At 51.7% G+C, this 24,064-nt stretch carries 23 protein-coding genes; 11 read left to right on the top strand and 12 right to left on the bottom strand.

Features of this window, described 5'->3' with window-relative positions:
- Positions 1–245: 245 nt before the first annotated feature.
- The gene (locus BM485_07365) at positions 246–785 is read right to left on the bottom strand and encodes a chemotaxis protein CheC (GenBank protein ID OKY75767.1); all 540 of its coding nucleotides are present in this window, start codon (positions 783–785) and stop codon (positions 246–248) included.
- A 324-nt stretch (positions 786–1,109) separates the two neighbouring features.
- Between BM485_07365 and BM485_07360 the strand changes: the two genes are divergently transcribed.
- On the top strand, positions 1,110–2,903 hold the full coding sequence (locus BM485_07360) for an ABC transporter ATP-binding protein (GenBank protein OKY75546.1): 1,794 nt from the start codon (positions 1,110–1,112) through the stop codon (positions 2,901–2,903).
- An 11-nt stretch (positions 2,904–2,914) separates the two neighbouring features.
- Positions 2,915–3,397, top strand: coding sequence for a hypothetical protein (locus BM485_07355; protein OKY75545.1), 483 nt, complete (start codon positions 2,915–2,917; stop codon positions 3,395–3,397).
- Positions 3,398–3,800: 403 nt separating this feature from the next.
- Here BM485_07355 and BM485_07350 read toward each other — a convergent pair whose 3' ends face one another.
- Positions 3,801–4,280, bottom strand: a complete 480-nt coding sequence (locus BM485_07350; protein ID OKY75544.1) for a hypothetical protein — start codon at positions 4,278–4,280, stop codon at positions 3,801–3,803.
- Positions 4,281–4,292: 12 nt separating this feature from the next.
- On the bottom strand, positions 4,293–4,835 hold the full coding sequence (locus BM485_07345; protein ID OKY75543.1) for a hypothetical protein: 543 nt from the start codon (positions 4,833–4,835) through the stop codon (positions 4,293–4,295).
- A 53-nt stretch (positions 4,836–4,888) separates the two neighbouring features.
- On the opposite strand from BM485_07345, the gene BM485_07340 reads away from it, so the two are divergent.
- From BM485_07340 to BM485_07330, 3 genes are all read left to right on the top strand, one after another.
- The gene (locus BM485_07340; protein OKY75542.1) at positions 4,889–5,161 is read left to right on the top strand and encodes a hypothetical protein; all 273 of its coding nucleotides are present in this window, start codon (positions 4,889–4,891) and stop codon (positions 5,159–5,161) included.
- A gap of 124 nt (positions 5,162–5,285) precedes the next feature.
- Positions 5,286–5,687 (top strand): hypothetical protein, encoded by a 402-nt coding sequence (locus tag BM485_07335; protein OKY75541.1) that lies wholly within the window; start codon positions 5,286–5,288, stop codon positions 5,685–5,687.
- Between the two features lie 42 nt (positions 5,688–5,729).
- A complete protein-coding gene (locus BM485_07330) occupies positions 5,730–6,785 on the top strand; it encodes a hypothetical protein (GenBank protein OKY75766.1) in 1,056 nt (351 codons plus the stop codon).
- 109 nt (positions 6,786–6,894) lie between these two features.
- Here BM485_07330 and BM485_07325 read toward each other — a convergent pair whose 3' ends face one another.
- From BM485_07325 to BM485_07310, 4 genes are all read right to left on the bottom strand, one after another.
- Positions 6,895–8,256, bottom strand: a complete 1,362-nt coding sequence (locus BM485_07325) for a (4Fe-4S)-binding protein (GenBank protein OKY75540.1) — start codon at positions 8,254–8,256, stop codon at positions 6,895–6,897.
- 30 nt (positions 8,257–8,286) lie between these two features.
- A complete protein-coding gene (locus BM485_07320) occupies positions 8,287–9,396 on the bottom strand; it encodes a 2-alkenal reductase (GenBank protein OKY75539.1) in 1,110 nt (369 codons plus the stop codon).
- Between the two features lie 15 nt (positions 9,397–9,411).
- A complete protein-coding gene (locus tag BM485_07315; protein OKY75538.1) occupies positions 9,412–10,797 on the bottom strand; it encodes a magnesium transporter in 1,386 nt (461 codons plus the stop codon).
- 128 nt (positions 10,798–10,925) lie between these two features.
- Positions 10,926–11,363 carry a hypothetical protein gene (locus BM485_07310; GenBank protein ID OKY75537.1) on the bottom strand — a complete coding sequence of 146 codons (438 nt, stop codon included), beginning with the start codon at positions 11,361–11,363 and terminating at the stop codon, positions 10,926–10,928.
- Between the two features lie 66 nt (positions 11,364–11,429).
- On the opposite strand from BM485_07310, the gene BM485_07305 reads away from it, so the two are divergent.
- Positions 11,430–12,602: a hypothetical protein gene (locus BM485_07305; GenBank protein OKY75536.1), complete on the top strand. Its 1,173-nt coding sequence runs from the start codon at positions 11,430–11,432 to the stop codon at positions 12,600–12,602.
- Positions 12,603–12,636: 34 nt separating this feature from the next.
- Entirely contained in the window at positions 12,637–13,998 is a 1,362-nt protein-coding gene (locus BM485_07300) for a hypothetical protein (GenBank protein OKY75535.1), read from the top strand.
- Positions 13,999–14,058: 60 nt separating this feature from the next.
- Here the strand turns inward: BM485_07300 and BM485_07295 are convergent, their stop codons facing one another.
- Positions 14,059–15,849, bottom strand: a complete 1,791-nt coding sequence (locus tag BM485_07295; GenBank protein ID OKY75534.1) for a GTP-binding protein TypA — start codon at positions 15,847–15,849, stop codon at positions 14,059–14,061.
- Between the two features lie 318 nt (positions 15,850–16,167).
- On the opposite strand from BM485_07295, the gene BM485_07290 reads away from it, so the two are divergent.
- The 4 genes from BM485_07290 (at position 16,168) to BM485_07275 (ending at position 20,893) form a co-directional block, all read left to right on the top strand.
- Positions 16,168–17,418 (top strand): hypothetical protein, encoded by a 1,251-nt coding sequence (locus tag BM485_07290; GenBank protein ID OKY75533.1) that lies wholly within the window; start codon positions 16,168–16,170, stop codon positions 17,416–17,418.
- Positions 17,419–17,616: 198 nt separating this feature from the next.
- A complete protein-coding gene (locus BM485_07285; GenBank protein OKY75532.1) occupies positions 17,617–18,576 on the top strand; it encodes a hypothetical protein in 960 nt (319 codons plus the stop codon).
- Between the two features lie 97 nt (positions 18,577–18,673).
- Positions 18,674–19,621, top strand: a complete 948-nt coding sequence (locus BM485_07280; GenBank protein ID OKY75531.1) for an IS1595 family transposase — start codon at positions 18,674–18,676, stop codon at positions 19,619–19,621.
- 12 nt (positions 19,622–19,633) lie between these two features.
- On the top strand, positions 19,634–20,893 hold the full coding sequence (locus BM485_07275; GenBank protein ID OKY75530.1) for a hypothetical protein: 1,260 nt from the start codon (positions 19,634–19,636) through the stop codon (positions 20,891–20,893).
- Between the two features lie 75 nt (positions 20,894–20,968).
- Here BM485_07275 and BM485_07270 read toward each other — a convergent pair whose 3' ends face one another.
- From BM485_07270 to BM485_07255, 4 genes are all read right to left on the bottom strand, one after another.
- Positions 20,969–21,727, bottom strand: coding sequence for a hypothetical protein (locus tag BM485_07270; protein OKY75529.1), 759 nt, complete (start codon positions 21,725–21,727; stop codon positions 20,969–20,971).
- A gap of 189 nt (positions 21,728–21,916) precedes the next feature.
- On the bottom strand, positions 21,917–22,771 hold the full coding sequence (locus BM485_07265) for a 4-hydroxybenzoate octaprenyltransferase (GenBank protein ID OKY75528.1): 855 nt from the start codon (positions 22,769–22,771) through the stop codon (positions 21,917–21,919).
- Positions 22,764–23,327 (bottom strand): aromatic acid decarboxylase, encoded by a 564-nt coding sequence (locus BM485_07260; GenBank protein OKY75527.1) that lies wholly within the window; start codon positions 23,325–23,327, stop codon positions 22,764–22,766. Before BM485_07260 ends, BM485_07265 begins: the two co-directional genes overlap by 8 nt.
- Positions 23,324–24,031, bottom strand: coding sequence for an SAM-dependent methyltransferase (locus BM485_07255; protein ID OKY75526.1), 708 nt, complete (start codon positions 24,029–24,031; stop codon positions 23,324–23,326). Before BM485_07255 ends, BM485_07260 begins: the two co-directional genes overlap by 4 nt.
- Positions 24,032–24,064: the final 33 nt, after the last annotated feature.

Below are 24,064 nucleotides of genomic sequence, written 5' to 3'. Positions count from 1 at the left end.
CCGGCCGGCAAACCCATAATATTTGCATGTAATTGCAACAAGTTGCCTGCACGAAACCCGCAAGACTCCACTCCCCTCCCAATAATTTGTGAAAATTTTCACATGAGTGAATCTTGTGAAAAATGAACAGTTTGTAAATTATGGACACATTGTTCCGTCGTTTTTTGGCCTGTCAACGGGAGGGTTTTACTTTTCAATACTCATTTTGCCGTTTGTGTGAATATTTTGCCCCGGCAGGGCGCAAATCAGGAACTGAAAAGAACAAACTCGGTTTGTTCCATCGCCAGTTCCATATGAAACCTGCTGGTGCCGATGGCAAACGACACCCGGCGGTTGCTCTGGTAATTCATATCGGGCGTGAGGGTAATGGCATTATTGAGCGACAGGGCCTTGGGTTGCCCGCAGTAGGATGTCAGATCAAACTTGCTTTCCACCATGCTCATGGCGCGGCCCATCATTTGGTTGGTCATTTCCCCCATGGTGTCGATGACGTCATTTGAGGTGAATTCCTTGGCCAGATCGCTTTCAGGCAAGCCCATGTTGAGCATGTAGCTCCTGTACAGATCCATGGCGGCCTCCGCCGAAAAATTCATGATGACCAGGCCGTTGTAATCTCCGAAAAACATGACGAAGCTCCCAACCTCGGGCTTCAGACTCACCTGTGGAATGGCTTGGAACGTGGTTGAAAACTTGATGGTTTTCTTCGTGCTTTTTTCCAGAGTTTTCTTGATCGCCTGAGCGAAAATATTTGCGACGATATCGATTGTTTCCTGTTCAACAACCATGTTATCTTTGTCTCCTGTTTTTTTTTGGTGATTTGCTCCGACCAGACTTTCATATTGCCTGATATCCTCTTGCCATGTCAATACTTTTTGCCGGTGACGCCCTGCCGGGTCCAGGTATTGCCGGGTATGCGCCGACATGGCTGATGCCGACTCTTGTGCCGGGATTTTCTCCCGCCGCATCAGGCAATATATTTTTTTCGCGCTATGACGCCTCGGCGTTTCGGCCTTGCGTTTTTGTTTTTCCCGAATGCATCATCTTTATTTTTTGTCGAAAAACATTACATTTCATCTTTTACTCACCCATAAAGGTTACTGAAAGGAATTATGCTTATCAATTGTCAGTCAATCAGCAAGGCCTTCGGCGCCCAGCAGCTTTTCAACGACATCTCCCTCACCTTTTCCAGCGGAGAACGGCTCGGACTCATCGGACCGAACGGATCCGGCAAATCAACCCTGCTGAAAATTCTTGCCGGCCTTGAAACGGCGGACAGCGGTAAAATTATTTACCGGAAAGGCGTCAAGGTCTCCTATCTGGCACAGGAAGACACCTTTGATCCTGATCTTACCGTTGAAAAGGCCCTTTTCCTGGCCGCAGCCGATGAAGCGGACGAAACCGCACGACTTGGCCGGGTGAAAAGAATGATCAGCCAGGTCGAGCTGGGCCAGGGCACGGAACTGGTGGCCAACCTGTCCGGCGGATGGCGAAAAAGACTGGCGATTGCCCGGGCCCTCATCAAAAATCCCGATATTCTCCTGCTGGACGAACCGACCAACCACCTCGATATCCAGGGCATTCTCTGGCTGGAAAAACTCCTCAGCAATCAACAATTTGCGTATGTGGTCATCAGTCATGACAGAACGTTTCTGGAAAATACGACGAACCGCATCGTTGAGATGAACAGGTGCTACCCGGAAGGATTCTTCCGGGTCAACGGCAATTACAGTCGCTTTCTTGTCGAGCGGAATGCCTTTCTCGAGAGTCAGCAACAGTTGCAGGAAGTCCTGGCCAACAAGGTGCGTCGTGAAACCGAGTGGCTCAGCCGGGGTCCCAAGGCGCGCACAACCAAGGCCAGATATCGCATTGACAAGGCACATGATCTGCAAAGCGAGTTCAGCGATGTCCGACGACGCAACTCGGCAGACAAACAATTGCAAATCGACTTTGAGGCAACCGGCCGGAAAACAAAAAAACTTGTCGAGGTAACCGCTGTGGACAAGTCCATGGGGGGACGAACTCTTTTCAGCAATCTCAGTTTTGTGCTTACTCCCGGACGGCGTCTGGGGCTGATGGGCGCAAACGGCAGCGGCAAAACAACCCTGATGAATATTCTTGCCGGCAAAACAGCGCCGGATAACGGTTCCGTTTTCTTCGCCGACGGCGTCCGCGTCGTACTTTTTGACCAGAAACGTGAACAGATCAACCAGGAACAAACCTTGCGCCAGGCCCTTTCCCAGACCGGCGATACAATCATCTACCAGGGCAACCCCATTCATATCGTCGGTTGGGCCAAACGCTTTCTTTTTCAACCGGATCAGCTTGATCAACCGGTCAGCCGGCTTTCAGGCGGTGAGCAGGCCCGCATCCTTATCGCACGGCTCATGCTGCAGCCGGCCGATGTCCTTCTGCTCGATGAGCCCGGCAATGATCTCGACATTCCATCACTCGCCATGCTGGAGGAAAGTCTGCTTGATTTTCCCGGCGCCGTTGTCCTGGTCAGTCACGACCGTTTCTTTCTCGATCATGTCACCAACAAGATCCTTGGTTTTCCGGGTGATGGAAAAACCGTCATGTATGACGACTTCAACCAGTGGCTCAAGGGCCAACAGGCAAATGAATCAGCCCGCAGGCAACAAAATCCCCCAAGAAAAAAAACAGCCGTTCCACGGACAAAAAAACTTACCTATAAGGAGCGACTCGAACTCGAGTCCATCGAAGAGCAAATACTGACCGCCGAAGAAACACTGATACATTGCAGGCAGCAACTGACAAATCCCGCGGTGATGGAAAATGCCGAGGAACTGGCAAAATGGTGCGCCCTACTCCAGCCCGCCCAGGATACTGTTGACCGGCTTTATGCCCGCTGGGAAGAACTTGAATCGCAAAATGAGGGACAATAAAGGGAATATCAATGCCGATATACGAATTTTACTGCAAAAATTGCCATACGATATTTAATTTCCTGTCACGCCGGATCAACACGACGGCCGCGCCGCGCTGTCCGCGCTGCCAAGGACAATTACAGCGCCAACTATCCACCTTCGCCACCATCGGCAAGAGCCGGGAAGGCGACGACGACGTAATGGCCGGCCTCGATGAATCGAAAATGGAAAAAGTGCTCGCCGGTCTTGCCCGGCAGGCCGAAAATATCAACGAGGACGATCCCCGCGGTATGGCGCAGCTGATGCGTCAATTTTCACAACAAACGGGAATTTCTCTCGGCGATGGAATGGAAGAGGCACTGGCAAGGCTGGAGTCGGGTGACGATCCGGACAAAATCGAGGCGGAAATGGGAGATATGCTTGAAGGCGAAGATCCTTTCAGCATTGCCCGCAGGAAAATCGGCTCACGCAGGATTCCTCCGGCGCAGGATGAAACGCTTTATGAACTTTGATAGTCAACAGAGAGGATCGGAAATCGCCCCTGCCTGCTCCGGCCCCTTCTCGTTATGCCGCAGAAAGGAAGCCGAACTACCCGGCGATCGATTTCATCTGTGAATGGGTGTGAATCTGCAGAAATTCCGCCAGAAGTTCCTGGCGCTGGAGAAGGGAAAGCCTGAAATAAATCGGGCTTAACATCAGTATCCGAATTGCTTCACGTTTGCTCATTTTTTCACTCATCATTGAAAAAAACTCTACTTAAAGGCAACAAACCGCTTCTCGTAACTGGACATTTAAAAAAATGAATATATATTCATAACAAACGCGGCAACAAAATCAAGCTTTTTTTTCGCATCCCCGTCCTTTTTATTAGTGCAAAAAAAATCCTCTGGCATGACCTGCTCACCTGACAACAACTCAACGCATCTCCTGTTCGGCGATTATCCCCTTTGCTTTGCCGACTTTGGAGACGAGAGCCATAAAGCCCTTGGGCAAAGGGACATCGCGCTCCTCCAGCAGAATGCCGCAGGCTTTTGCCTTTTTAAGCATTTCTTCATTGCCGTCTTCAATCCCCTCCTGATGATTACAAAGGAAATGCATGCGCAAGGCATCAGTCAATAAAAGACGGAGTTCAGGGGACTCCTCGGCAACTTTTTGCAGTTCATCGGCAATGAGAGCCCTGTTTTCCTCGGCGAAAAACCGGAACCGCTCTTGGGGGTTGGGGGTGCAAAACAAATCATTCATCACGGCACCGGCCAGCATTGCCGGATAGCCGTTTCCTTGCCCGGGATATTTCCGGGTAAATTTTTGCTTCAGATCCTGAAAAAAAATCATTTTGACAACATCAATTCCTTCACGCAGCGAGGGAATAAATCTTCTTTCCACCTGATCAGACATAAAATAAGAACCTCAGCTTTTTTCTGAAAACGGATTTGCAAAAATAGCGCTGTCGCATCGACTTAAAAAATCCCAATGCAGATTTTCCGGGGCGATGTCACGCTGCAAGCGCAGGACCGACACATGAAGATGGGCCGGGACAGCTCCGGAGACAGCGGCAATCATCCCGACAACATCACCCTTTTTCACATCAGCGCCACACTGAACGGCCGGAAGAATATGGGAGTAAACCGTAATGAACTGGTCCACGGCATCGGTTTTCTCCCTGACAAAAACGGAATCAGCAAGAAAATCTTTTGTGATTGCGACAACCTTGCCGGCGCGGAAAAACGGAACTTTTGTTTTTTCGCCAAAGCAATGCAGCCGTTTTTGATGATCACGATAAAAGCGGATATCCACCCCCTCATGAGGCCTGGGCCTTTTACCGTTGCCGGACCACCATTTTTCCGGTTCACCAAATCCCATGCCCGCCAAAAAATGGAATGCAGCAAATCTTCCCCGCAAGTGACCATTTAACCGGGCGAACAGCCTGCCGTATTCATTCATGCCGACCATGAGTCACACCTGTGCGCCGTTGCGGGAAATTTCATATTCCAACGGATTTCCCTATGATGACGTCACGCTTTGGGTCCCAAATTACACGGGCGGAACAAGCTGCCAGTCCGTCATTTTCCAGAAATCCGGTTTATTTTCCGGAAAAACAGACTATCCTTCACCCGCAAACAATGCCGGCAAATCATACCATGCAGGCCATGACCCATCTCGCAAAAAAGAAAAATTTTCACAATTCCCATAGAAATCGAATGATTACAATAAAATCATGTGCAGCCGGCAAGCCCGGAAAAATCATCCTGAAAACCAATGAAGATGATGAAACGTAACAAAAAAATCAAGGAATAAATATTGCACTCTTTTCCCCTAATCGAGTATCTTTTATTTCAATATTAAAATATTTATCAGTCAGGCATACGAATACACCCCAAATTATGCTGGCGGAGGTTGAAAATGGACATGGAACTGACAGAGGCTTCCCACGAAAGAAGAAAACATAAACGGTACCAACTGTCCGACGATATTCTCGTTTTCAACGAAACCACCTTCGGCCAGATTATCAACATAAGCCAGGGCGGCCTCGCTTTCCGTTTCCTGATCAGCAAGGAAATCCAGCAGGATCCTTATTTCCACCTGGGCATCCTGAACAGCTCAAGCGGTTTTTATCTGGAAAACATTCCCTGCAAAACCGTAACCTCAACGGATTCGGCGCCGATTCACCCCACCGGCTCGACCATCGTGCGCCGCAACGGTGTTCAGTTCGGCGAATTATCCAGTGAACAAAGAAAAAAGATTGAAGATTTCCTGGCAGCAAACATTGATGCATCCCCTCCGCATCAAGAAACAGCTCATTAGACACACCCTTTTCACAACCCTTAACAAGCTAAGAATCTCTTGATACTCAAACTTTGTCTGGCAGCAGGGATTGCTATTCTGGTATCAGCTCTTTGCAGTATTTGCGAAGCAGTTCTTTACTCCGTCCCGGTTTCCCATATAGAAATTCTTGCCAGAAACAATCGTCTCTCCGGGAAACTGCTGAAAAAGTTCAAAGACAACATCCAGCAGCCCATCACCGCCATCCTGACGTTGAACACCATTGCCAACACCATGGGGGCCGCCATTGCCGGCGCCTCGGCAGCGGCCGTTTTCGGCGACAAATACCTGGCCTGGTTTTCCGCTCTCTTCACCCTCGTGATCCTCATTTTTTCCGAGATCCTGCCGAAAACAGTAGGCGTTATCTATTGCAAAAAACTTGCACCCTGGATCGCCGTTCCATTGGCAGGATTGATCAAGGCGCTTACTCCCATTGTCTGGGTCATCCACCATGCCACCAGACTGATCCCCGGCTACAACCAAAAAGCTGAAATTTCCGCGGAAGAAATCCGGGCAATGGCCATTCTCAGCAGAAAATCCGGCATCCTCGACCTGCAGCAGGAAGGCATCATCAAAAATATCATCGACCTGAAAAACAGAACCGTCCGCCAGGCCATGACCCCGCGCACCGTCACATTTACCCTGGAAAAACACATGACGATTGCCGAAGCAAAACGCAGAAGCGAGGAGTGGAACCGCCACAGCCGCGTCCCGGTTTACAACAGAAATCCCAATGACATTGTCGGCATTGTCCTGCGCAAAGATGTGCTGCTCGGCATCGTCGAGGGGAAGGAAAACAAAACCCTCGCCTCACTTATAAAACCAGCGCATTTCGTGCCGGAAACAGCCCCGCTTAACACCATACTGCTCCAGTTTTTCGAACGACGGCAGCATCTTTTCTGTGTGGTTGACGAATACGGCGGCATGACCGGCGTCATCAGCCTGGAAGATATCATTGAAGAAATTGTCGGCCAGGAGATATTGGACGAATCGGATCATCCCTCAAAAACCATGCGCGACATCGCCCGCGACAAAAGCAAACTTCGCTTTCCCGGAAAAAAACCGCCGCAAAACGATTGATCCTCGAACAGGATTTTTTTCAAAAGAAACGTCCACCGGGGGACTCGGAACCGCAACGATACAAGGCGAAAACCGATGAGTCCGCGCCAACTCACGCACCAGGCCATCGCTAAAAAATAACCAGCAGATACCCCAGCAGTGTCCCCAGCAGCAGCACGTGAATGACAAAAAAACTCTTCAGATCAACCAGTCCTTCAAAGGGTCCGAGACAATAGCGCCAGACAATGTACCCTCCGGCAATGGAACCGTTCATCATAAAAAAGGCGGAAAGCACCTGAACCGGGAACTCAGGAATAGCAAAGGAAAATTTTTCCAGAAACAACATACCGAACTGGCGACCGAATGTCGGCACAAAATCGCCGATACCCTCGGCAAAATGCGCCATTCGATACACCAATTCGCCGGTGAAGGCCATGGGGATGAGAATGGGCACCATGGGAGACAGACGGCCGACAATCGGATCCGTTTCCGTCACCCCGAAAAGCCGGTTGCCGATTTTGATAATCACCAGCACCACGACTATGCAGACAAGCAGCAGAATACTGAAAAGCAGGGGTCCCGTCAAACCCCATGAAGCAAATATTTCACTGTATGCAGGCTTGTCCCAGATGAAACGGGCGAACTGGGAGCCGATGAGAAACGGCACCGTATACATGCAGGTTATATACCTGCCGGCATTCCAGATAAGTTCGTTGTAGGGATTGCGAAAAAGAAACTGCGGTGAATCGCGGTCGCACAGGGGAAGACAGTGCCCGCAGACAAGACAGTGAAGATTATTCCGCACCGAAACAGCTCCGAGATAAACCGGGCATCCCCGGCGGCCGTCTATCCCTTTTTTACAAGCAAAGGTGTCACATCCCCGGCATTTTTCATGATCCGCGCGAAATTCGGTGATGGAGATCGTTGCCGCGGCGCCGCTTATTCTTCCCAGCGGGCAGAGATGACGGCACCACGCCTGCCCGGGAAAAAGAACCGCCATGACAGCGGCCCCGGCGACTATAGTCAGGACCAGATAGGATGTCCCGGCCGGCCACTCATTCAAACCGGCCACGGTTTCAAACCAGATAATCAGGGCAAGCAGGGAGACGGAACAATAAACCCCGTATTTCTGCAGCAATCTCGGCACTTTGATGGCAAATGTCCAGCCCCTTCTCTGCAGAAAGACACCAAGCCCCGGGAACGGGCAGATGCCACACCACATGCGACCGACAAAAAACCAGGAAAGAACGATGGCCGGCCAAAGGATTCCCCAGGTAAGAAAAACGGAAATATTGCGTTCAGGATCCTGGGGGCCGAAAAATCCGGATACCAATACAAAAACAAAAAGCAGGTCGGCGGCGGTCCGCAATTGGGCGTAATGATGCCGGGCGGCAAGAAATCTCCTGAAGGACGGGAAAATACGAAAAAGATCGAGCTGTTGCCCGTCATCAAAGGAAATAAGACTTTTCAGCGCCTTGGTCCACCAGGTCATTGCCGTGCCCAGTTCGTCTTCATGATTTCCCTAGCCGACAGCGTCCAAAATAACGTTTACCTGAAATTCCTGGTTATCCCTGATGACCTTTAACGTCACCTCGTCGCCGACCTGATGCCGATCCAGCTCGCGGCGCAGGTCATCAATTCCGGTTACGGGATTCCCGTTGACCCCGACAATTATATCACCCAGATAAAGTTCACCATCGACTCGCCTGACGCCGCGCAAGCCGGCTTTGTCGGCGGAACTGCCCTTTTCCACCTGAACAACGAGAACCCCCTCAATACCGAAACGATCCACCAGTCGCTCATTTCCCACGGAAATACCGAGGCCGGGCCGGATAAGTCGACCATGCTTGATAAGTTCCGTCACCACCCGGTTCACCTCATCCACCGGTACGGCAAAACCGATACCCGCATTGACGCCGTCCGGACTGTAGATGGCGGTATTGACACCAATCAGCCTGCCGGCGCTGTCAAGCAGAGGCCCGCCTGAATTTCCCGGATTAATGGCGGCATCGGTCTGAATCACATCGTGAATGGTCATCCCGTTGGCCGACTTTATTTCCCGCCCCAGGGCACTGACGATACCGGCGGTGATGGTTTGATCAAGACCAAAAGGGTTGCCGATGGCAAAAACCTTCTGCCCCACCAGCAGGCCGGCGGATTCGCCGACGGAAATGGGTTTCAGGCTTGCCGCAGGCGCGGAAATCTTGAGAACGGCAATATCTTTATCAACCGAAGCCCCGACAAGCGCCGCTTTCCAGGTGCTGTTGTCGGCCAGCGTCACCTGTACCTGGCTGGCGTCTTCGATGACATGGTAATTAGTGACGATCCGTCCATCGCTGTCCCAGACAAACCCCGAGCCGGTACCTTTCGGTATTTCGTAGATGTTCAAACTGAACAGGTTGCGACGCAATTCAATGCTGGTGATATAAACCACGGACGGCGATGTTGCCTGAAAAACATCAATGGTGTTTTGTTCATCGGCAGCCAGATCGCCCCTGGCGGTAATCGCCCTGGGGACGGCTTCCGGACTGTTGAGGGCACCCTCCTGCCTGACGAAGAAAAACCAGATAATGATTAATGCCGCCAGGAAGTAAAGGAACGACGTATTTTTGTAACGGGGCACAGTGCTCATGATGTGATGAGGTGTTTAAATATCAAGAAAAAATTTAGCAATGGAAAAATAGGCGATGACGCCGAATATATCGATAGTCGTGGTAACAAAAGGACCGGTGGCCACCGCGGCGTCAACATCAAGTTTTTTTAAAATAAGCGGCACGCAGGAGCCGACTGTTGCGGCCAGGGCCATGGAAAACATGACGGAAAAACCGACAACCAAACCGAGTTGCACAGGGTCTCTATAAGTAAAAAAGGCAAGCACGCCAAGAATGAGTCCGTAAAAAAAACCAAGTATAATCCCGACACGCATTTCCTTCAAAATGACCTTGCCCAGTTCCTGCATATTGATACGGCCGGTGGCGATACCCCGCACGACAATGGTGCTCGACTGGGTGCCGATATTGCCTCCCATGCCCATGACAATGGGAATAAAGGCGGCCAGGGCAAGCACCTTTTGCAGCTCCTCATGAAAAAGGGTAATGATCATCGCCGACACGATACCGCCGATCCAGCTGGCAAAAAGCCAGGGTGCCCGAGTGAAGGCATTGGAGAAGGTCGACTTCAGCAAAATCTCCCGGTCCTTACCGGCACCGGCCATCTGCAGGAAGTCTTCGGTGGCCTCCTCGCGGATAACATCGATGATATCATCCACCGTAACGATACCGACAAGCCGGTAGGAAGCATCGACAACCGGGATGGCCAGAATATTATACTGGGAAACGATATGGGCCGTTTCCTCCTGATCCGTATCAGTGGTGACGGAGATGACATTGGGATTCATGATGTTTTTGAGCTGGCGGTAGGGAGGATGAGTCAGCAGCTCCCGCAGGGACAGGACCCCTGCCAGCTTTCCCTCGTCACCGTGAGTGATATAGAGATAAAAGGCCATCTCCATCTCCTCACTGCGCTGCTGCACCTTCAGGATGGCGTCGCCGACGCTCAGTTCCCCGTCCAGGGCCATGAAATCAGGCGACATGAGACCACCCGCTGTTTCCGGGTGGTACTGCATGAGCTCTTCGACCTCTTCCCGATCCGCCTTGCCCATGTATTTGCGGATTTCCCCGGCAACCTCTTCCGGCAAGGCTTCCAGCAGGTCGGCCACATCATCCGAGGCCATTTCCTTGATGACCGCCACCATGAACTTGGGGGAAAGATTATGGACAAGCTCGAGCATGAGGGCGCGGTCAAGTTCGCTTAAGAACTCGCCAACCACGCTGGTCTGGGCAATGACATTAAAAACGTGAGTCCGCTCTTCAACGGTCAGATGACGAAAAACCCAGGCAACATCGGCAGGATGGGTTTTGTTCAGCAGTCTCATCAAGCGGTCCACGGCATTGCGCCTGTTCAAGCGCCGGATGGTGTCAAGCAGCACCATTCCTTCCCTGCCGATCAGCTCTTTTTTGACCTTTCCTTTCATAAGACCCTGTCCTGATTAAACCGGATATTGCAAAGCAAATGACTGCCCGTGTTCACGGGGCGACAATCTGCAATGACAAAAACGACGAATTATAATTTTATTCCCAGGGACGTCAACGGCTAAAACAACTAATCCTTATCCTTCTTCAGCCACTGCCTGACAAGTTCACCGGCCTTCCGCGGATCACTTTCCGCAATCTTGCTTATTTCCCGCTGATCGGCCCGGATGTCGTTCTCCGCCGAATATTGCTCTTCAAAATGCTCCTGTTCGTCGCCATCCCGGCTTTCTTCCAATCTCTCCGCCATTTTCTTCTGCGCCCGGCGAACGGCGGCAAGGGCATCCAGCCTCTTTTTATCAAAGAGAAAGGCGAAAAAAGGCCGCACGGCAAAAACAAAAAACAGCACAAGCAGAAAAAGGACGACCAAAGGCAACGCCAGCAACTCGACAATCTTAATCAGGGTATCTATGTTTTCCATATGAAAAAGATTCTGTTCGGCATCACCAAACTTATGTTGAGTAAAAGTTGATTTAAGGTAAAATAAAGGAAGTTTTATTTCGTATACCATGCAAACTTACAGACTTCCACCGCTCTTTTGCACACCCTGACCGATTTCAACCTCGGCGGAGGATATATGCAGGTCATTCGCAATAAAGTTCTGCAGTGTTTATACAAGTTTTCCGGTGATGATGCAAAGCTCATTCACGAACTTGACGAGATCATCAAGGAACACGGAAACCTTGCATTCCCCGTCATTTTCCATGTGCTTACCCACCTTGACCTGCCCCAGGCGGAGGCTGAAACCGCATGGCGGGATATTTGCGCCCATCGGGAAAAAATGTCCGCCCTGCTTGAACACAACGTCAACCTGCGCACCGCCATCTGTGATTATTTCTGCTCGATTCACAAATCGCTGAAAAACCCCAAGGTTGTCGAGATCCATGTTTTTGAGTCCACCTTGAACAGTGTCAAATACGACAGGATGACGGGTCTTTACAACCGCGCCTATTTTGACGAATCAATTATCCGGGAAGTGGCGCGAGCCAAAAGGTATGACACCGATCTGTCCATTCTTTTTCTTGATCTCGACGATTTCAAAACCGTCAACGACACCCATGGACATCCCGCCGGTGATCATGTCCTGAAAGAAATTTCCCAGGCCATAATCCATGCCGTCAGAACAGAGGATATCGCCGCCCGTTACGGCGGTGAGGAAATCGTCATCATTCTGCCGGAAACAAGCAAGACAACCGCCCTTATCCTGGCGGAAAGAATTCGCGCTCTTATTGAAAATCTCCAGCTGCAATTTGACGGTAAAAACATCGGCCTCACCATAAGCGGCGGCGTGGCAAGTTTTCCCATCGACGCGGCAGGGACAAGCGATCTGGTCATCTTTGCCGACCGAGCACTTTTACAGGCAAAGGCGGCGGGAAAAAATACCATCCAGGCCTATTCCCCCAACAAGCGACGCTTTATGCGCATTGATTTTTTCGCCACAATCCTGGTCAAACAGATACGCATGAGCAAATCATCAACTCCGGTAGCGGCCAATGCAAAAAACCTGAGCCTGACAGGTATTCTATTTGAATCACGGACTGCTTTCGACATCGGCAGCAAGATCCAGCTGCAGATTCCCTTTGACGAGTTCAATGAAACGCTTCTTATCCTCGGCACGGTGGTCAGGATTGAAATATTCGACAACAACCTGTTCGATATCGGGGTCTCCTTTCTGGAAATGGATCACACCAGCAAAAATGAAATTTCCCGTTATCTCCTGAAGCAACTGGGCAGAAATCAGCCTGATTAAAACAGACGGATTTCTTTTTACCGGGTCTTGCCGAATGAACCAGAGAATCAAACATTTTTTCCAGATAACCGACGACACCAGGACTATCTGGAGCCTGCGGGAGCGTGATCTCCCCCTGCTGAAACGGGTTATCCTCCGTTTGTACAAAATAATTTTCATTGCCGCAGGATCACCGTTCAACAAACAGCTTACAAACTACGCCTCGGCTCTTTCCTTTACCTTTCTCCTGTCACTTGTTCCGATGCTTGCCATGATCTTTTCCATTGCCAAAGGGTTCGGCATCCAGGAAAAAGTGGAACCGCTGCTGATGGGAAAAGCAATGGGTGGGGAAATCGCCGCCGACCTGATTCCAAAAATAATTGAATATGTCAACAACACCAATGTGACGGCCCTGGGCACCATCGGCCTGGTGTTCATTGTCTCCACGTCAATCTCCCTGCTCGGACAGATCGAAAACGCATTCAACAGAATATGGCTGGTTACGAAACCACGCTCCTTGATCAGAAAAGCAAGCGATTATCTGTCGCTGCTCATCCTCAGCCCTCTTCTGCTGGCCGTAACCCTGGGCCTGTCAACCACCCTGCAGAGCCACGCACTTCTTCAGAAGCTGCTTGCAATCGGCCTCTTTGCCGGGGCCATGAAACTGTTTCTGCTTTCGCTGCCCTGGATATCGAGCGTTGTTGTCATTACCCTGCTTTATATGATAATCCCCAACACAAACGTCAGACTTCTTCCCGCCCTGACGGCAGGAACGATCGCGGGCATTCTCTGGCAGCTCAGCCAGATTCTTTTCATCAGCTTCCAGATCGGGGTGGCCCGTTACAATGCCATTTACGGCACCTTTGCCTCCGTGCCCATCTTCATGATCTGGTTGCAGGCAAGCTGGATCATCATCCTCGTCGGCGGAATAATCAATTTCGCCTGCCAAAGAGCGGGGAAATTTCATCCCCTTGAATTTGCGACAACCATCCCCTTTGCCGGCAAGGAAAAAATCTGCCTGGCGGTGCTCATCGCCATCTGCCGTAAGTTTGACAAGGGAAAAGGGGCATCAAGCCCAGCGGAAATAAGTGACCAGCTGGGAATTTCCGAACACTTTGTGCGGAACGGCATCCATCGACTGCTGCAGATCGACAAAATACTGGCCGTTAATGCTGAAGCGGGAGATTTTTTCGTGCCGGCAAAATCAACGGAGGAGCTGAAAATCGCAGACTATTTTCTTGATGTGAGAGGAGTTGAAACGGACAGGTTGGAATTCCGTGACGAAGAAATCAACACGACCATCCGCAACATCCTGGAGACGCGCAGCCGGGCCTTGCATGTTCAGTTTGACGGCAGGAGGATGACCACGGAAAAAAGCAATGAGGAGTCGGAAGCCGGGAGTCAGGAGTCGAAATAAGCACATTTCCTTTCTCTCCCGCCCTCCGGCTTCCTCAACGAAGCCGAACAAAAATCAGCCTTACGGCTTAAAGCTGCCGACCTTGCGTTTCCGCAGACGGATCGAGGCCGGCGTCACCTCAACCAGCTCGTCATCATTGATATAGGCGATGCACTCTTCAAGGCTCATCTGTCGGGGCGGTGTCAGGATGACCGCTTCATCCGAACCGGAGGCCCGCATATTGGTCAGCTTCTTGCCCTTGGCCGGATTGACCACCATATCCACCGGCCGGCTGTTTTCTCCCACTATCTGCCCGGCATACACATCCAAGCCCGGCCCGAGAAAAAGGCGGCCCCTTTCCTGCAGGTTGAAAAGGGCGTAGGCAACGGTGGTACTTGTTTCCTTTACCACCAGCACCCCGTTCACCCGGTTGACGATATCGCCGGCATAAGGTCCGTATTCGGCAAAGACATAATTCATGATGCCCATGCCCTTGGTATCGGTCATGAACTGGGATCGGAAACCGAGCAGGCCGCGGGTGGGAATCTTATAAACCAGCTTGACCATATTGTTTTCATTGCGCATTTCCAGCATCTGGCCTTTCAGCTTGCCGAGCTTCTCAATGACCACCCCCTGGTACTGCTCGTCCACATCAATGGTCAGCTCCTCATAGGGTTCAAGCTGCTTTCCGTTTTCCTCCTTCATGATGACCTGCGGCCTGGTCACCTGAAATTCGTAGCCTTCGCGTCGCATCTTTTCAATCAGAATGGAGAGATGCAGCTCACCCCGGCCGGAAACTTTGTAGCCGACGCCATCAGTGAGCGGCTCAACCCGCAGGGCGACATCGGCCAGGGTTTCACGGGAAAGGCGCTCCTCGATATGCCGGGAGGTGACAAATTTGCCTTCCTTGCCGGCAAAGGGCGAATCATTGGGCACGAAATTCATGGAAAGGGTAGGCGGGTCGATATCAATCAACGGTAACGGCTGCGGGTTGAGGGGATCGGTGAAGGTCACACCCACGGTCACATCATCCATGCCGGCCACCGCGACAATCTCTCCGGTAGTTGCCTCGGTTACCGCAACCTTTTCATTGACTTCAAAGCGAAAAATCTTGGAAATTCGGATGGGAGAAATCGAACCATCCCGCCGGGCCACGGCAATGTCCTTGTTGATTTTCAGAGTACCGTTGACCACCTTGCCGATGCCGAGTCTGCCGAGATAGGGTGAGTAATCAATGGTATTGACCTGCATCTGCAGCGGTGCGTCGTTGCTGCCGGAAGGCGCGGGGATGGAAGAGACGATCAGTTCCGAAATAGGGTCCATGTTGTTGTTTGCTTCCCCCAGGGACCGCAGGGCAAAACCCTGCTTGGCGGAGGCATACACCACAGGGAAATCAAGCAGCTCATCCGGAGCGTTCAGCTTGACGAAAAGATCGAATACCTGGTCCACCGCCCAGTCACAGCGGGCAGCGGGTTTATCGATTTTATTGATCACCACGATGATCGGCAGATGATTGGCCAGCGCCTTTTTCAGAACAAAATAGGTCTGGGGCATGGGGCCTTCCTGGGCATCAACCAGCAGGAGACAGCCGTCCGCCATGCGCAGTACCCGCTCCACCTGACCGCCGAAATCGGCATGCCCCGGGGTGTCGATGATATTGATCCAATAGTCCTTGTAATTATATGAACCGTTTTTCGAGGCAATGGTAATACCACGCTCCCGTTCAAGGTCCATGGAGTCCATCAACCGTTCGGCCACTGCCTGATTTTCGCGGAACATGCCGCTTTGCTGAAAAAGCTGATCAACCAGGGTCGTCTTGCCGTGGTCGACATGGGCTATGATAGCTACATTCCTGATTTTTGACTGGTCCATATTTTATTCACAATGTCTTTATAAAAGGGGTATTGGTCGTACAGCGAATCTTTTACCCCATAAATCCGCCAAAAAATTTGATATAATAAACGACATTTGCGCTACTGACAACAGCAAAATGGCTTACCAACCGGCCAATCCGGCAAAAAAACAAGCCAATCATCTTGATTTCCCTTGACATGCCGCGGAGTTCGAATGCTATAATTTTTTTAAGCCGTTGCAAGAAACGGCTCTCGCAGGAAGTGGCTGTGGCGAATTGGTGAGAAGCGGAAGGGTTATTTCGCCGCAGCCCCTCACTTCAGTTACGGGGTGTTTTTCATGAGCAATGAGCAGGATTTCAACTGGGTCTTTGACCGTGATTACTGCGGACGCATCCTGCAAGGTGAATACAGCAACAATCTCAAAAAACGGGTGGCTCAATCCATCCGGCTCTTCCGCGGTTGCAACGTCACCGCCAACCCGGCCATGCCGTACATTTCCGCCTGGCGGGAAAACGAGGACCATGCCATCTGGTACGAATTCGTCGGTAACCGGCTGCTGCAGCTTCTGCGATGTTCTTCCTGCGAGATGGCGGAAATCTTTCGCGACAGCGTGGTGCAGCGCTGTTCCTATCACTATGCCGCCGGCAAGGGGAAAATAGAAAAGAAAATCCTGGCTCGCACCGAACTTGCGCACATTCAGGGCGAACTTCGCGACGAAGGCAAGAAAACCGGCACGGTGGAAGCAATCTATAAGGTTGCATTGCAAAACCAGGGAAACTTCTGGCTGAAAGACCAGGCTTCGGTGGAATCCTATCCCGATGACCACATCTGTCTTTCATTCGGCGCCTTGATCGACGTAACAAAGGAAATGGAGGCAAACGAACAGCATCGCCTTGAAGAAGAAAATTTGCGCCGTGGCCACGCAGCTCTCCAGCGCAAGCTGGAAAAACAAAGCAAGGAACTGTGGAAAATGCAGCTTGAAATGATCTACCGCCTGGCCAAAGCCGCTCATTTGCGGGACAAGAGCACGGGACCGCACATCACCAAAATGAGCCATTACTGCGATATCCTTTCCGAAGCGGCGGGATTAAACGAAACGGAACGGGAACTGCTTTTCCATGCCGTGGCCATGCACGATGTTGGGAAAATCGGCATTGCCGAAGCTCTCCTGCAGAAACCGGATCAGTTGAGCCCACAGGAATTTGCAATCATGAAGACCCATAGCGTCATCGGCGCCAAACTCCTTTCCGGCAATGATGCACCGCTGCTGAAGATGGCCAAAGGCATTGCCCTCACCCATCATGAACGATGGGACGGCAGCGGCTACCCAAAGGGTCTCAGCCGTGAGGAAATCCCTCTCGCCGGCCGCATTGCCGCCATCTGCGATGTCTTTGACGCCCTCACCTCGCAACGGCCCTATAAACACGCCTGGAATACCGACGAGGCATTCTCCGAGGTTGCCAAAGGCAAAGGCAACCAGTTTGACCCTGAGCTCGTCGATCATTTTCTCGCCAGGAAAAACGAGATCGCGATTATCAAACAACGTTTTTCCCCTTCAAACGATGACCCATCGATGTCCTTGACCTGAAACAGTTTTTTTCTGACTCCGTAAAACTTTCCCCCAAACGTCTTTTTGTGCCGAAATATTTTATTGTTACTATTTTATTCAGTGATATAATAAAACATCAATATTCTTTCTTAGTTGCTACGCTTCTACGAATAGTTACTACTCCGTGGTATCGTTATTCTTTTTCGCAAAAATCCTCATTTCACAAAAGGACCGGCAATGAAATTTGCAGACATAAAAATCGGCATCAAGATTATCGGCGGTTATCTGGCGATCTGCCTTATTATCTTTCTTACCGGACTTGTCGGATATCAAGGAATGAACAGTGAGAAAAAAGCCGCCTCCGTTGTTGATGCGGGCCTTGAAATGATGCTCGCCGTGCGCACCGACATGCAGATGATCATGGAACTGCTCGCATCTTCTTCAGTGGAAGAACTTGAGGGGGCCTGGCAAGAGCACCTGCTCGCGGTTGAAGACTTCAAGCTCTTCCTGACGGGAATCCGTCAGGGCGCGGAAACGGAGATGGGCATTGTCTATCCCGCCGATGATCCGCAATTGCTGGAAAAAGTAGCGGCGGCGGACAAACTCCACAACGACCACTTCCTGCCGGCAATCGAGAAAATCTACTCGCTGACAAAAAAGGATTTCGAACTGGCGGAAAGGCATGAGACTGCAATGACCCGGTTTGAAAAAGATTTTGACGCAATCATCGCTCTTGCCGAAGCCCTTGAAGTAAAAATCAAGGAAAGAATCAACAGCAAACTGGCAGCCGGTGACAGTGCCCAAGCGATCATCGACACGGAAAACTCCTGGGCCGACATGGCCATGGAAATAAAAACAACCCTGGCCATGAGCAGAATCGCCATTGAGGAATACGCCCAGTCTTTTGATGCGGCTGCCCTGCCGCAAATCGAAACGGAATACCGAAAGGAGATCGCCCGGTTCGATACCTGGGTGAAAGCGCTGCTGCAGGGCGGGGAAACGGAAATGGGAAAAATCGCGCCCGTGGATGTCCCGGAACTGAAAAAACTGGTGGAACAAATTGATCAGTTTCATGATACGCAATTTGCGAAAAACGGCGAAGCAATCCTCCCTCTGCAAAAAGAAATGACGCAGGCCGCGGCTGAACGAAACATCCTGGACAGTGAAATTGACGAATACGGCGAAAAAATAATGTGATTACCACTAAGTTTCAGTTTTTTAATTGGTAGGACGCTATTTGTCCTATCTCGTATGGGATAATCCTTCAAAAGCAACCATTCAATTGGAGGGTCCCATGGCAAAAAATAAAATTCAGTTTCAAAAAGGCATGAGTTTGACACAGTTTTTTTCCAAATACGGCACTGACGAGAAATGCCGTCAAATTCTCTTTGATCTGAGGTGGCCGCTGGGCTTTGTCTGCCCGGAATGCGGCCACACCTGTTATTGTCAAATCAGCAGCCGCAAAGTCTACCAATGCCGACGTTGCCACCGGCAAACATCTGTTACAAGCGGAACCATTTTCGATAACACAAAACTGCCGCTCAATATCTGGTTCCTTGCAATTTACCTTATCACCCAGTCAAAAGATGGCATATCCTCACTCAATCTTTCGAGAACCATTGGGGTTTCTGCCAATGCTGCTTTGCGCATGAAGCATAAGTTGCAGCACGTCATGAAAAAACAAGATGACGCAACACCCCTATCCGGCTTCATCCAAATCGACGATTCCTATATTGGCGGCAAAAGCAGAGGTGGAAAAAGAGGACGCGGAGCATCCGGGAAAACGCCTTTTGTTGCCGCCGTTTCCACTGACGAAGAAGGTCATCCCCAGCAAATGCGTTTCAGCCAGGTGACCACATTTTCTAAGCAAGAAATTTCCCAATGGTCCGAGAAACACCTGGCGCCAGGCAGTATTGTTGTGACCGATGGTTTCAGCTGCTTTACGGGAATCAAGAAAGCAGGTTGTGCTCATCAACGCATTATCACGGGAGGCGGTCCTGACAGTGTTGAGATCAAAGAGTTCAAATGGGTGAACACCATGCTCGGCAACGTCAAAAATGCCATCCGTGGAAGCTACCATGCAATCAGTGAGAAACATATACCTCGCTATTTTGCTGAGTTTTGTTACCGATTCAACCATCGTTTTCAGTTGGGCAAAATGGTGCCAAGCCTAGCCCATGCAGCTGTGCATACTTTGCCGAGGCCTATTAGGCTGTTGAAGCTGGCTGAAAGTCGATGGTAATCACAAAAAATAATGGACCTGCTCCAGACCGCGGCTCTCATCACCAAGAAAGACATGGATCACACAGTGGGCAATGCCGTGAGAAATATCTTTATCGCCATTGTTGCTGCTGTTGTTGTCTCACTTCTGCTGGGATTTATCATCAGCCGGAAAATAACCGCGCCCTTGCAAAAAGCCGTCTCTTTTGCCGACAGCCTTGCCGAAGGGGACCTGACCACGACAATTGATATTAACCAGAATGATGAAACGGGCATGCTGGTGAAGGCGCTGAACAGGATGGCCGGACGACTGCATGAGGTTATTTCCAATATTTCAGAAGGCATGAAGGGTCTGGCCGCCGCATCAACCGAACTGTCGAGCACGGCCCAGGGCCTGGCAACGGGAGCGGAGGAACTGACAGCCCAGGCATCGACCACCGCGGCGGCAGCGGAGGAAATCAGCGCCAATCTCAATGTGGTTACCACCACCGCTGAATCCATGGGAAGCCAAAGCCGGACAGTCGCCTCTTCCGCCGAAGACATCAGCTCCAATGTCACTTCCGTGGCTGCGGCCATTGAAGAGATGTCGGCTTCCATCCGGGAGGTTTCCCAGAACTGTGCCCAGGCGCAGCAGATGGCCGTCATTGCCAGCGAGGCAAGTCAGGGTGCCAGCGAGAAAATGAATGCCCTGAACCGGGCGGCAACGGATATCGGCAAGGTCATTGATGTTATCAGCGAGATCACCGAACAGACCAAACTGCTTGCCTTAAACGCCACCATCGAGGCCGCCCGGGCCGGGGAGGCGGGGAAAGGTTTTGCCGTGGTGGCCGGCGAGGTCAAGGATCTGGCCAAACAGACGGCCGCGGCAACTGAAAATATTGCCCGTCAGATCCGCGACATGCAAGGACAGACAGGCGGTGTGGTGGCTGACATCGAGAAAGTGACGGACATCAACGGCAAGGTGATGGAGTATACCAATACCATTGCGGCGGCGGTGGAAGAACAAACGGCAACCACCGGCGAGATCGCCCTCACCATCAGCGGAGTGGCCGACAGATCCGGAGATGTATCGGACCTGGCCAAGGGCTTCTCCGTTTCCATCGAGCAGGAGCTTGTCAGAGCCATTCAGGAAGCGACCACCGGAGTTGACGAGGTATCGCGCAATATCAACGGGGTTAACGATGTGGCTCGGGAATCAGCCCGGTCCGCCGACGGCATCGACAGCGCATCCAACGAACTGGCCGAACTGGCCAACAAACTGCAGATGGATGTGGACAGGTTCAAATTGAGTTGAGCAAAGCGGTCGATTATCGGTGCCGTCCATCCGGCGGCACCGACCGCCGAGCCCTTGAACGGACAGCCGTCACAATCACAGGCCGAATATTTTTTTCAGCCGAGAAAAAATCCCGCCGAAAAACGATTGTTCCCGTGCTTCTCTTTCTTCGCCAATGGCGCGTTCTTCCCCCGCTTCTTCCTTGAGAACCGCTTTTTCGGCAACAGCTTCCTTTTCCTCCGCAGCCGCGCGGACCTCCGCGACTTCTTCCCCGGCTAGGGGTTCGGCAAGCGGCACTTCAGGAACAACATCCTCTTTCGCTGCGGCTGAGGAGATCTCCACCACGGCCGTTTCTTCAACGACTTCAACGATCCCCTCCTGCCCAAGAGGAACAACCGGCGATTCCTCCATCGCGGCAAGCCCTTGCTCCGGCACTTCTTCGGGGATTTCCGCAAACGGTGTCAGGTCCGGGAGAAGTTCTTCCGCCACATCTTCTTCAACATCCAGCAGTTCATCAATGTCGATTGATTCAAGCTCAACCGCTTCTTCAGGAACCGTTATGTCGGCAGCCGCCTCATTGGCCGAGAAATCATCAAGTTCGACATCAAGCGAGGGCAGATCAGTCAATCCCTCATCGAGGCTGGTTTCAGCACCGCCTTCATGGCACGTGACACCCCTGGCCTCGACAATTTGTCCCACATGTTGCTTGGCTTCCCGCCAATACTCGGGCATATGCTCGGCTAAGCCGAGCTCCGTTGCCTTTTGTTCCCATTCGGCATTCAGCGCGGCAATTTCCTCATCGCTGAAACCGTATCCCTGAACATTATTTGCCGTGAAAATTTTTATTTTCACCATGAAACCGTTTCCTGAAAAAAATTGAGTCACAACCTCGGATCACAAAGGGTGCAAAAAGCAAAGAAACCTCTTCCGGAAGTCACGCCGCATCTTCCGGGGGCTCTTTTGGTATCACTGTTTACACCGTGGCAATCGGATCGCGGCAACGTCTCTCACTAAGTATAGTTATTTGCTTTTCGGAAAATTTTGTCAACCTGTAACCAGCGACAGCCAGGTGACGACAAAAAGCGTCAGGCTGATCAGCCCGTTCATGGTGAAAAAGGACATGTTGATGCGGGAAAGGTCGCGGGGATTAACGATGATATGCTGATAAAAAAGCGAGGCAGCGGTCAGGACGATGCCCATATAATAAAAATAATTGAGATTGCAGACCATGCCGGTGGCGACAAAAAGGACAAAGGCCACGGCATGGAAGAAAACAGCCAGTTTGAATGCCCTTTCGCGCCCGAAACGGGACGGCAGGGAAAAAAGCCCGGCCTCCCGGTCAAAATCAGCATCCATGCAGGCGTAGACCGTATCAAACCCGGCCACCCAGAAAAGCACTCCCAGGGAAAGCGCCCAGGGAAAGCCGGCGAGAGTCCCCTTGACCGCCACAAATCCGCCCAGGGGCGAAAAGGCCAGGGCAACCCCCAGCACGAGGTGACAAAGCCAGGTAAAGCGTTTGGTCAGGGAATAGAAGAGGGTGAGCCCCAGGGCAAGGGGCGCGAGTTGCAAAGTCAGGGTGTTGAGATTGTAACAGGCGAAAAAAAAGAGCAGTCCGGCAAGAATCACCATGGCCCAGGCCTCAGCCATCTTCACCGCGCCTGCCGGAATGGCCCGCTCGGCCGTACGGGGGTTTTCCCGGTCAAAACGGGCATCGGCAATGCGATTAAAACCCATGGCGCAGGTGCGGGCGCCCACCATGGCAAGCACCACCCAGAAAAAAACCGTGGTCTCAGGCACCCCGCCCGCGGCCAGAAAGGCCCCCATCAGAGCAAAGGGCAAGGCAAAAACCGTATGCTCGAACTTGATCATTTCAAGCAGGATAGCGATTTTCTTAAACATCAAGACCACTCCACTCTTTGAGTCCGGGCACGTGAATGCCTGCCTGGGCGGCCACCCGCCCGGCAAAATGGCGGGCCATTTCCGACAAATCCCTGGGCTGATGGTAAAAGGCGGGCATGGCGGGACAGATAACAGCCCCTGCCTCCGAGGCCCGCAACATGTTGCTCAAATGATTTCGATTAAACGGGGTTTCCCGCACCGCCAGCACCAGGGGTCGTTTCTCCTTCAGCATCACATCCGCCGCCCGGTGAATGAGGTTGATCGACAGCCCGCCGGCAATGGCGCCGAGAGTCCCCATTGAGCACGGCAGGATGACCATGGCGTCATAACGGGCCGAGCCGCTGGCCGCCGCGGCGGCAAAGTTGTCGACGGCAAACCATTTCCGCACGCAGGAGAGATCGGACGGCCCGAGTCCGGTTTCAAGCTGCAGCACCTTAACGCCTGCCGTGGAAATAATGCCGTGCACCTCCACATCAAGCGGCTCAAGCAAACGGGAAAATTCAACGGCATAAAGGGAACCGCTGGCGCCGGTTATGGCCAGAATGATTTTTTTCATTTTACCCCTATGTAAACGGAAACAATGCCAAAGGTGAGCGGCCGGCGGGAGACATGGGCAAAACCGGCTTTTTTCATCATGCCCATCAACTCCTCCGGTTCATAAAACCGGGCGATGGAACTGGCCAGATACTCATACGCCTCCTTGTCACCGGAAACCAGGCCGGCAACCTTGGGCAGCACCTTGTTCAGATAAAAGGCATACACAGGCTTGACGATAACATTCCGCGGCCGGGAAAATTCCAGAATAAGCAGTTTCCCGCCCGGTTTCAGTACCCGGTGCATCTCGTTCAAGCCGTCCTGGGTGCGGCCGAGGTTGCGCACGCCGAAGGCCACGGTAATCCCCCAAAAGCTGGCGTCGCGGGCGGGGATCTTTTCACCGTCGCCGCAGACCGGGAAAATCCGTGCTCTTCTGCCGTCACGGGGCAAAGTTTTTATCCCGGCCCGCAACATATCCTCACAGAAATCGATGGCCACCACCTGCCGGCCAGGCGCCTGCCGGGTCAGTTCCAGGGAAAGCGGCAGGGTGCCGGCGCAGAGATCAAGCACCGCGCCGGTCGGAAACATCTTCAATTCCCTGGTGGTCACCCACCGCCAGTAACGATCGATCTGAAAACTGAGCAACGAATTTAAAAAATCATACTTATGACTGATGGAAGAAAACTTTTCCTTGACGAAGGTCTTCTTTTCATCCGGATTTTGCATTATGTGGTCCTATTGATTTTGTTGGTCCGACTG

It is taken from the genome of Desulfobulbaceae bacterium DB1, from assembly GCA_001914235.1.
Classification (GTDB): domain Bacteria; phylum Desulfobacterota; class Desulfobulbia; order Desulfobulbales; family SURF-16; genus DB1.
This window is presented reverse-complemented; position numbering and strand designations above follow the sequence as displayed.

Coding starts and splice junctions, on each gene's coding strand:
- BM485_07365 (OKY75767.1), bottom strand. CDS start 785: ATGGTTGTTGAACAGGAAACAATCGATATCGTCGCAAATATTTTCGCT.
- BM485_07360 (OKY75546.1), top strand. CDS start 1,110: ATGCTTATCAATTGTCAGTCAATCAGCAAGGCCTTCGGCGCCCAGCAG.
- BM485_07355 (OKY75545.1), top strand. CDS start 2,915: ATGCCGATATACGAATTTTACTGCAAAAATTGCCATACGATATTTAAT.
- BM485_07350 (OKY75544.1), bottom strand. CDS start 4,280: ATGTCTGATCAGGTGGAAAGAAGATTTATTCCCTCGCTGCGTGAAGGA.
- BM485_07345 (OKY75543.1), bottom strand. CDS start 4,835: ATGGTCGGCATGAATGAATACGGCAGGCTGTTCGCCCGGTTAAATGGT.
- BM485_07340 (OKY75542.1), top strand. CDS start 4,889: ATGATGACGTCACGCTTTGGGTCCCAAATTACACGGGCGGAACAAGCT.
- BM485_07335 (OKY75541.1), top strand. CDS start 5,286: ATGGACATGGAACTGACAGAGGCTTCCCACGAAAGAAGAAAACATAAA.
- BM485_07325 (OKY75540.1), bottom strand. CDS start 8,256: ATGACCTGGTGGACCAAGGCGCTGAAAAGTCTTATTTCCTTTGATGAC.
- BM485_07320 (OKY75539.1), bottom strand. CDS start 9,396: ATGAGCACTGTGCCCCGTTACAAAAATACGTCGTTCCTTTACTTCCTG.
- BM485_07315 (OKY75538.1), bottom strand. CDS start 10,797: ATGAAAGGAAAGGTCAAAAAAGAGCTGATCGGCAGGGAAGGAATGGTG.
- BM485_07310 (OKY75537.1), bottom strand. CDS start 11,363: ATGGTATACGAAATAAAACTTCCTTTATTTTACCTTAAATCAACTTTT.
- BM485_07305 (OKY75536.1), top strand. CDS start 11,430: ATGCAGGTCATTCGCAATAAAGTTCTGCAGTGTTTATACAAGTTTTCC.
- BM485_07300 (OKY75535.1), top strand. CDS start 12,637: ATGAACCAGAGAATCAAACATTTTTTCCAGATAACCGACGACACCAGG.
- BM485_07295 (OKY75534.1), bottom strand. CDS start 15,849: ATGGACCAGTCAAAAATCAGGAATGTAGCTATCATAGCCCATGTCGAC.
- BM485_07290 (OKY75533.1), top strand. CDS start 16,168: ATGAGCAATGAGCAGGATTTCAACTGGGTCTTTGACCGTGATTACTGC.
- BM485_07285 (OKY75532.1), top strand. CDS start 17,617: ATGAAATTTGCAGACATAAAAATCGGCATCAAGATTATCGGCGGTTAT.
- BM485_07280 (OKY75531.1), top strand. CDS start 18,674: ATGGCAAAAAATAAAATTCAGTTTCAAAAAGGCATGAGTTTGACACAG.
- BM485_07275 (OKY75530.1), top strand. CDS start 19,634: ATGGACCTGCTCCAGACCGCGGCTCTCATCACCAAGAAAGACATGGAT.
- BM485_07270 (OKY75529.1), bottom strand. CDS start 21,727: ATGGTGAAAATAAAAATTTTCACGGCAAATAATGTTCAGGGATACGGT.
- BM485_07265 (OKY75528.1), bottom strand. CDS start 22,771: ATGTTTAAGAAAATCGCTATCCTGCTTGAAATGATCAAGTTCGAGCAT.
- BM485_07260 (OKY75527.1), bottom strand. CDS start 23,327: ATGAAAAAAATCATTCTGGCCATAACCGGCGCCAGCGGTTCCCTTTAT.
- BM485_07255 (OKY75526.1), bottom strand. CDS start 24,031: ATGCAAAATCCGGATGAAAAGAAGACCTTCGTCAAGGAAAAGTTTTCT.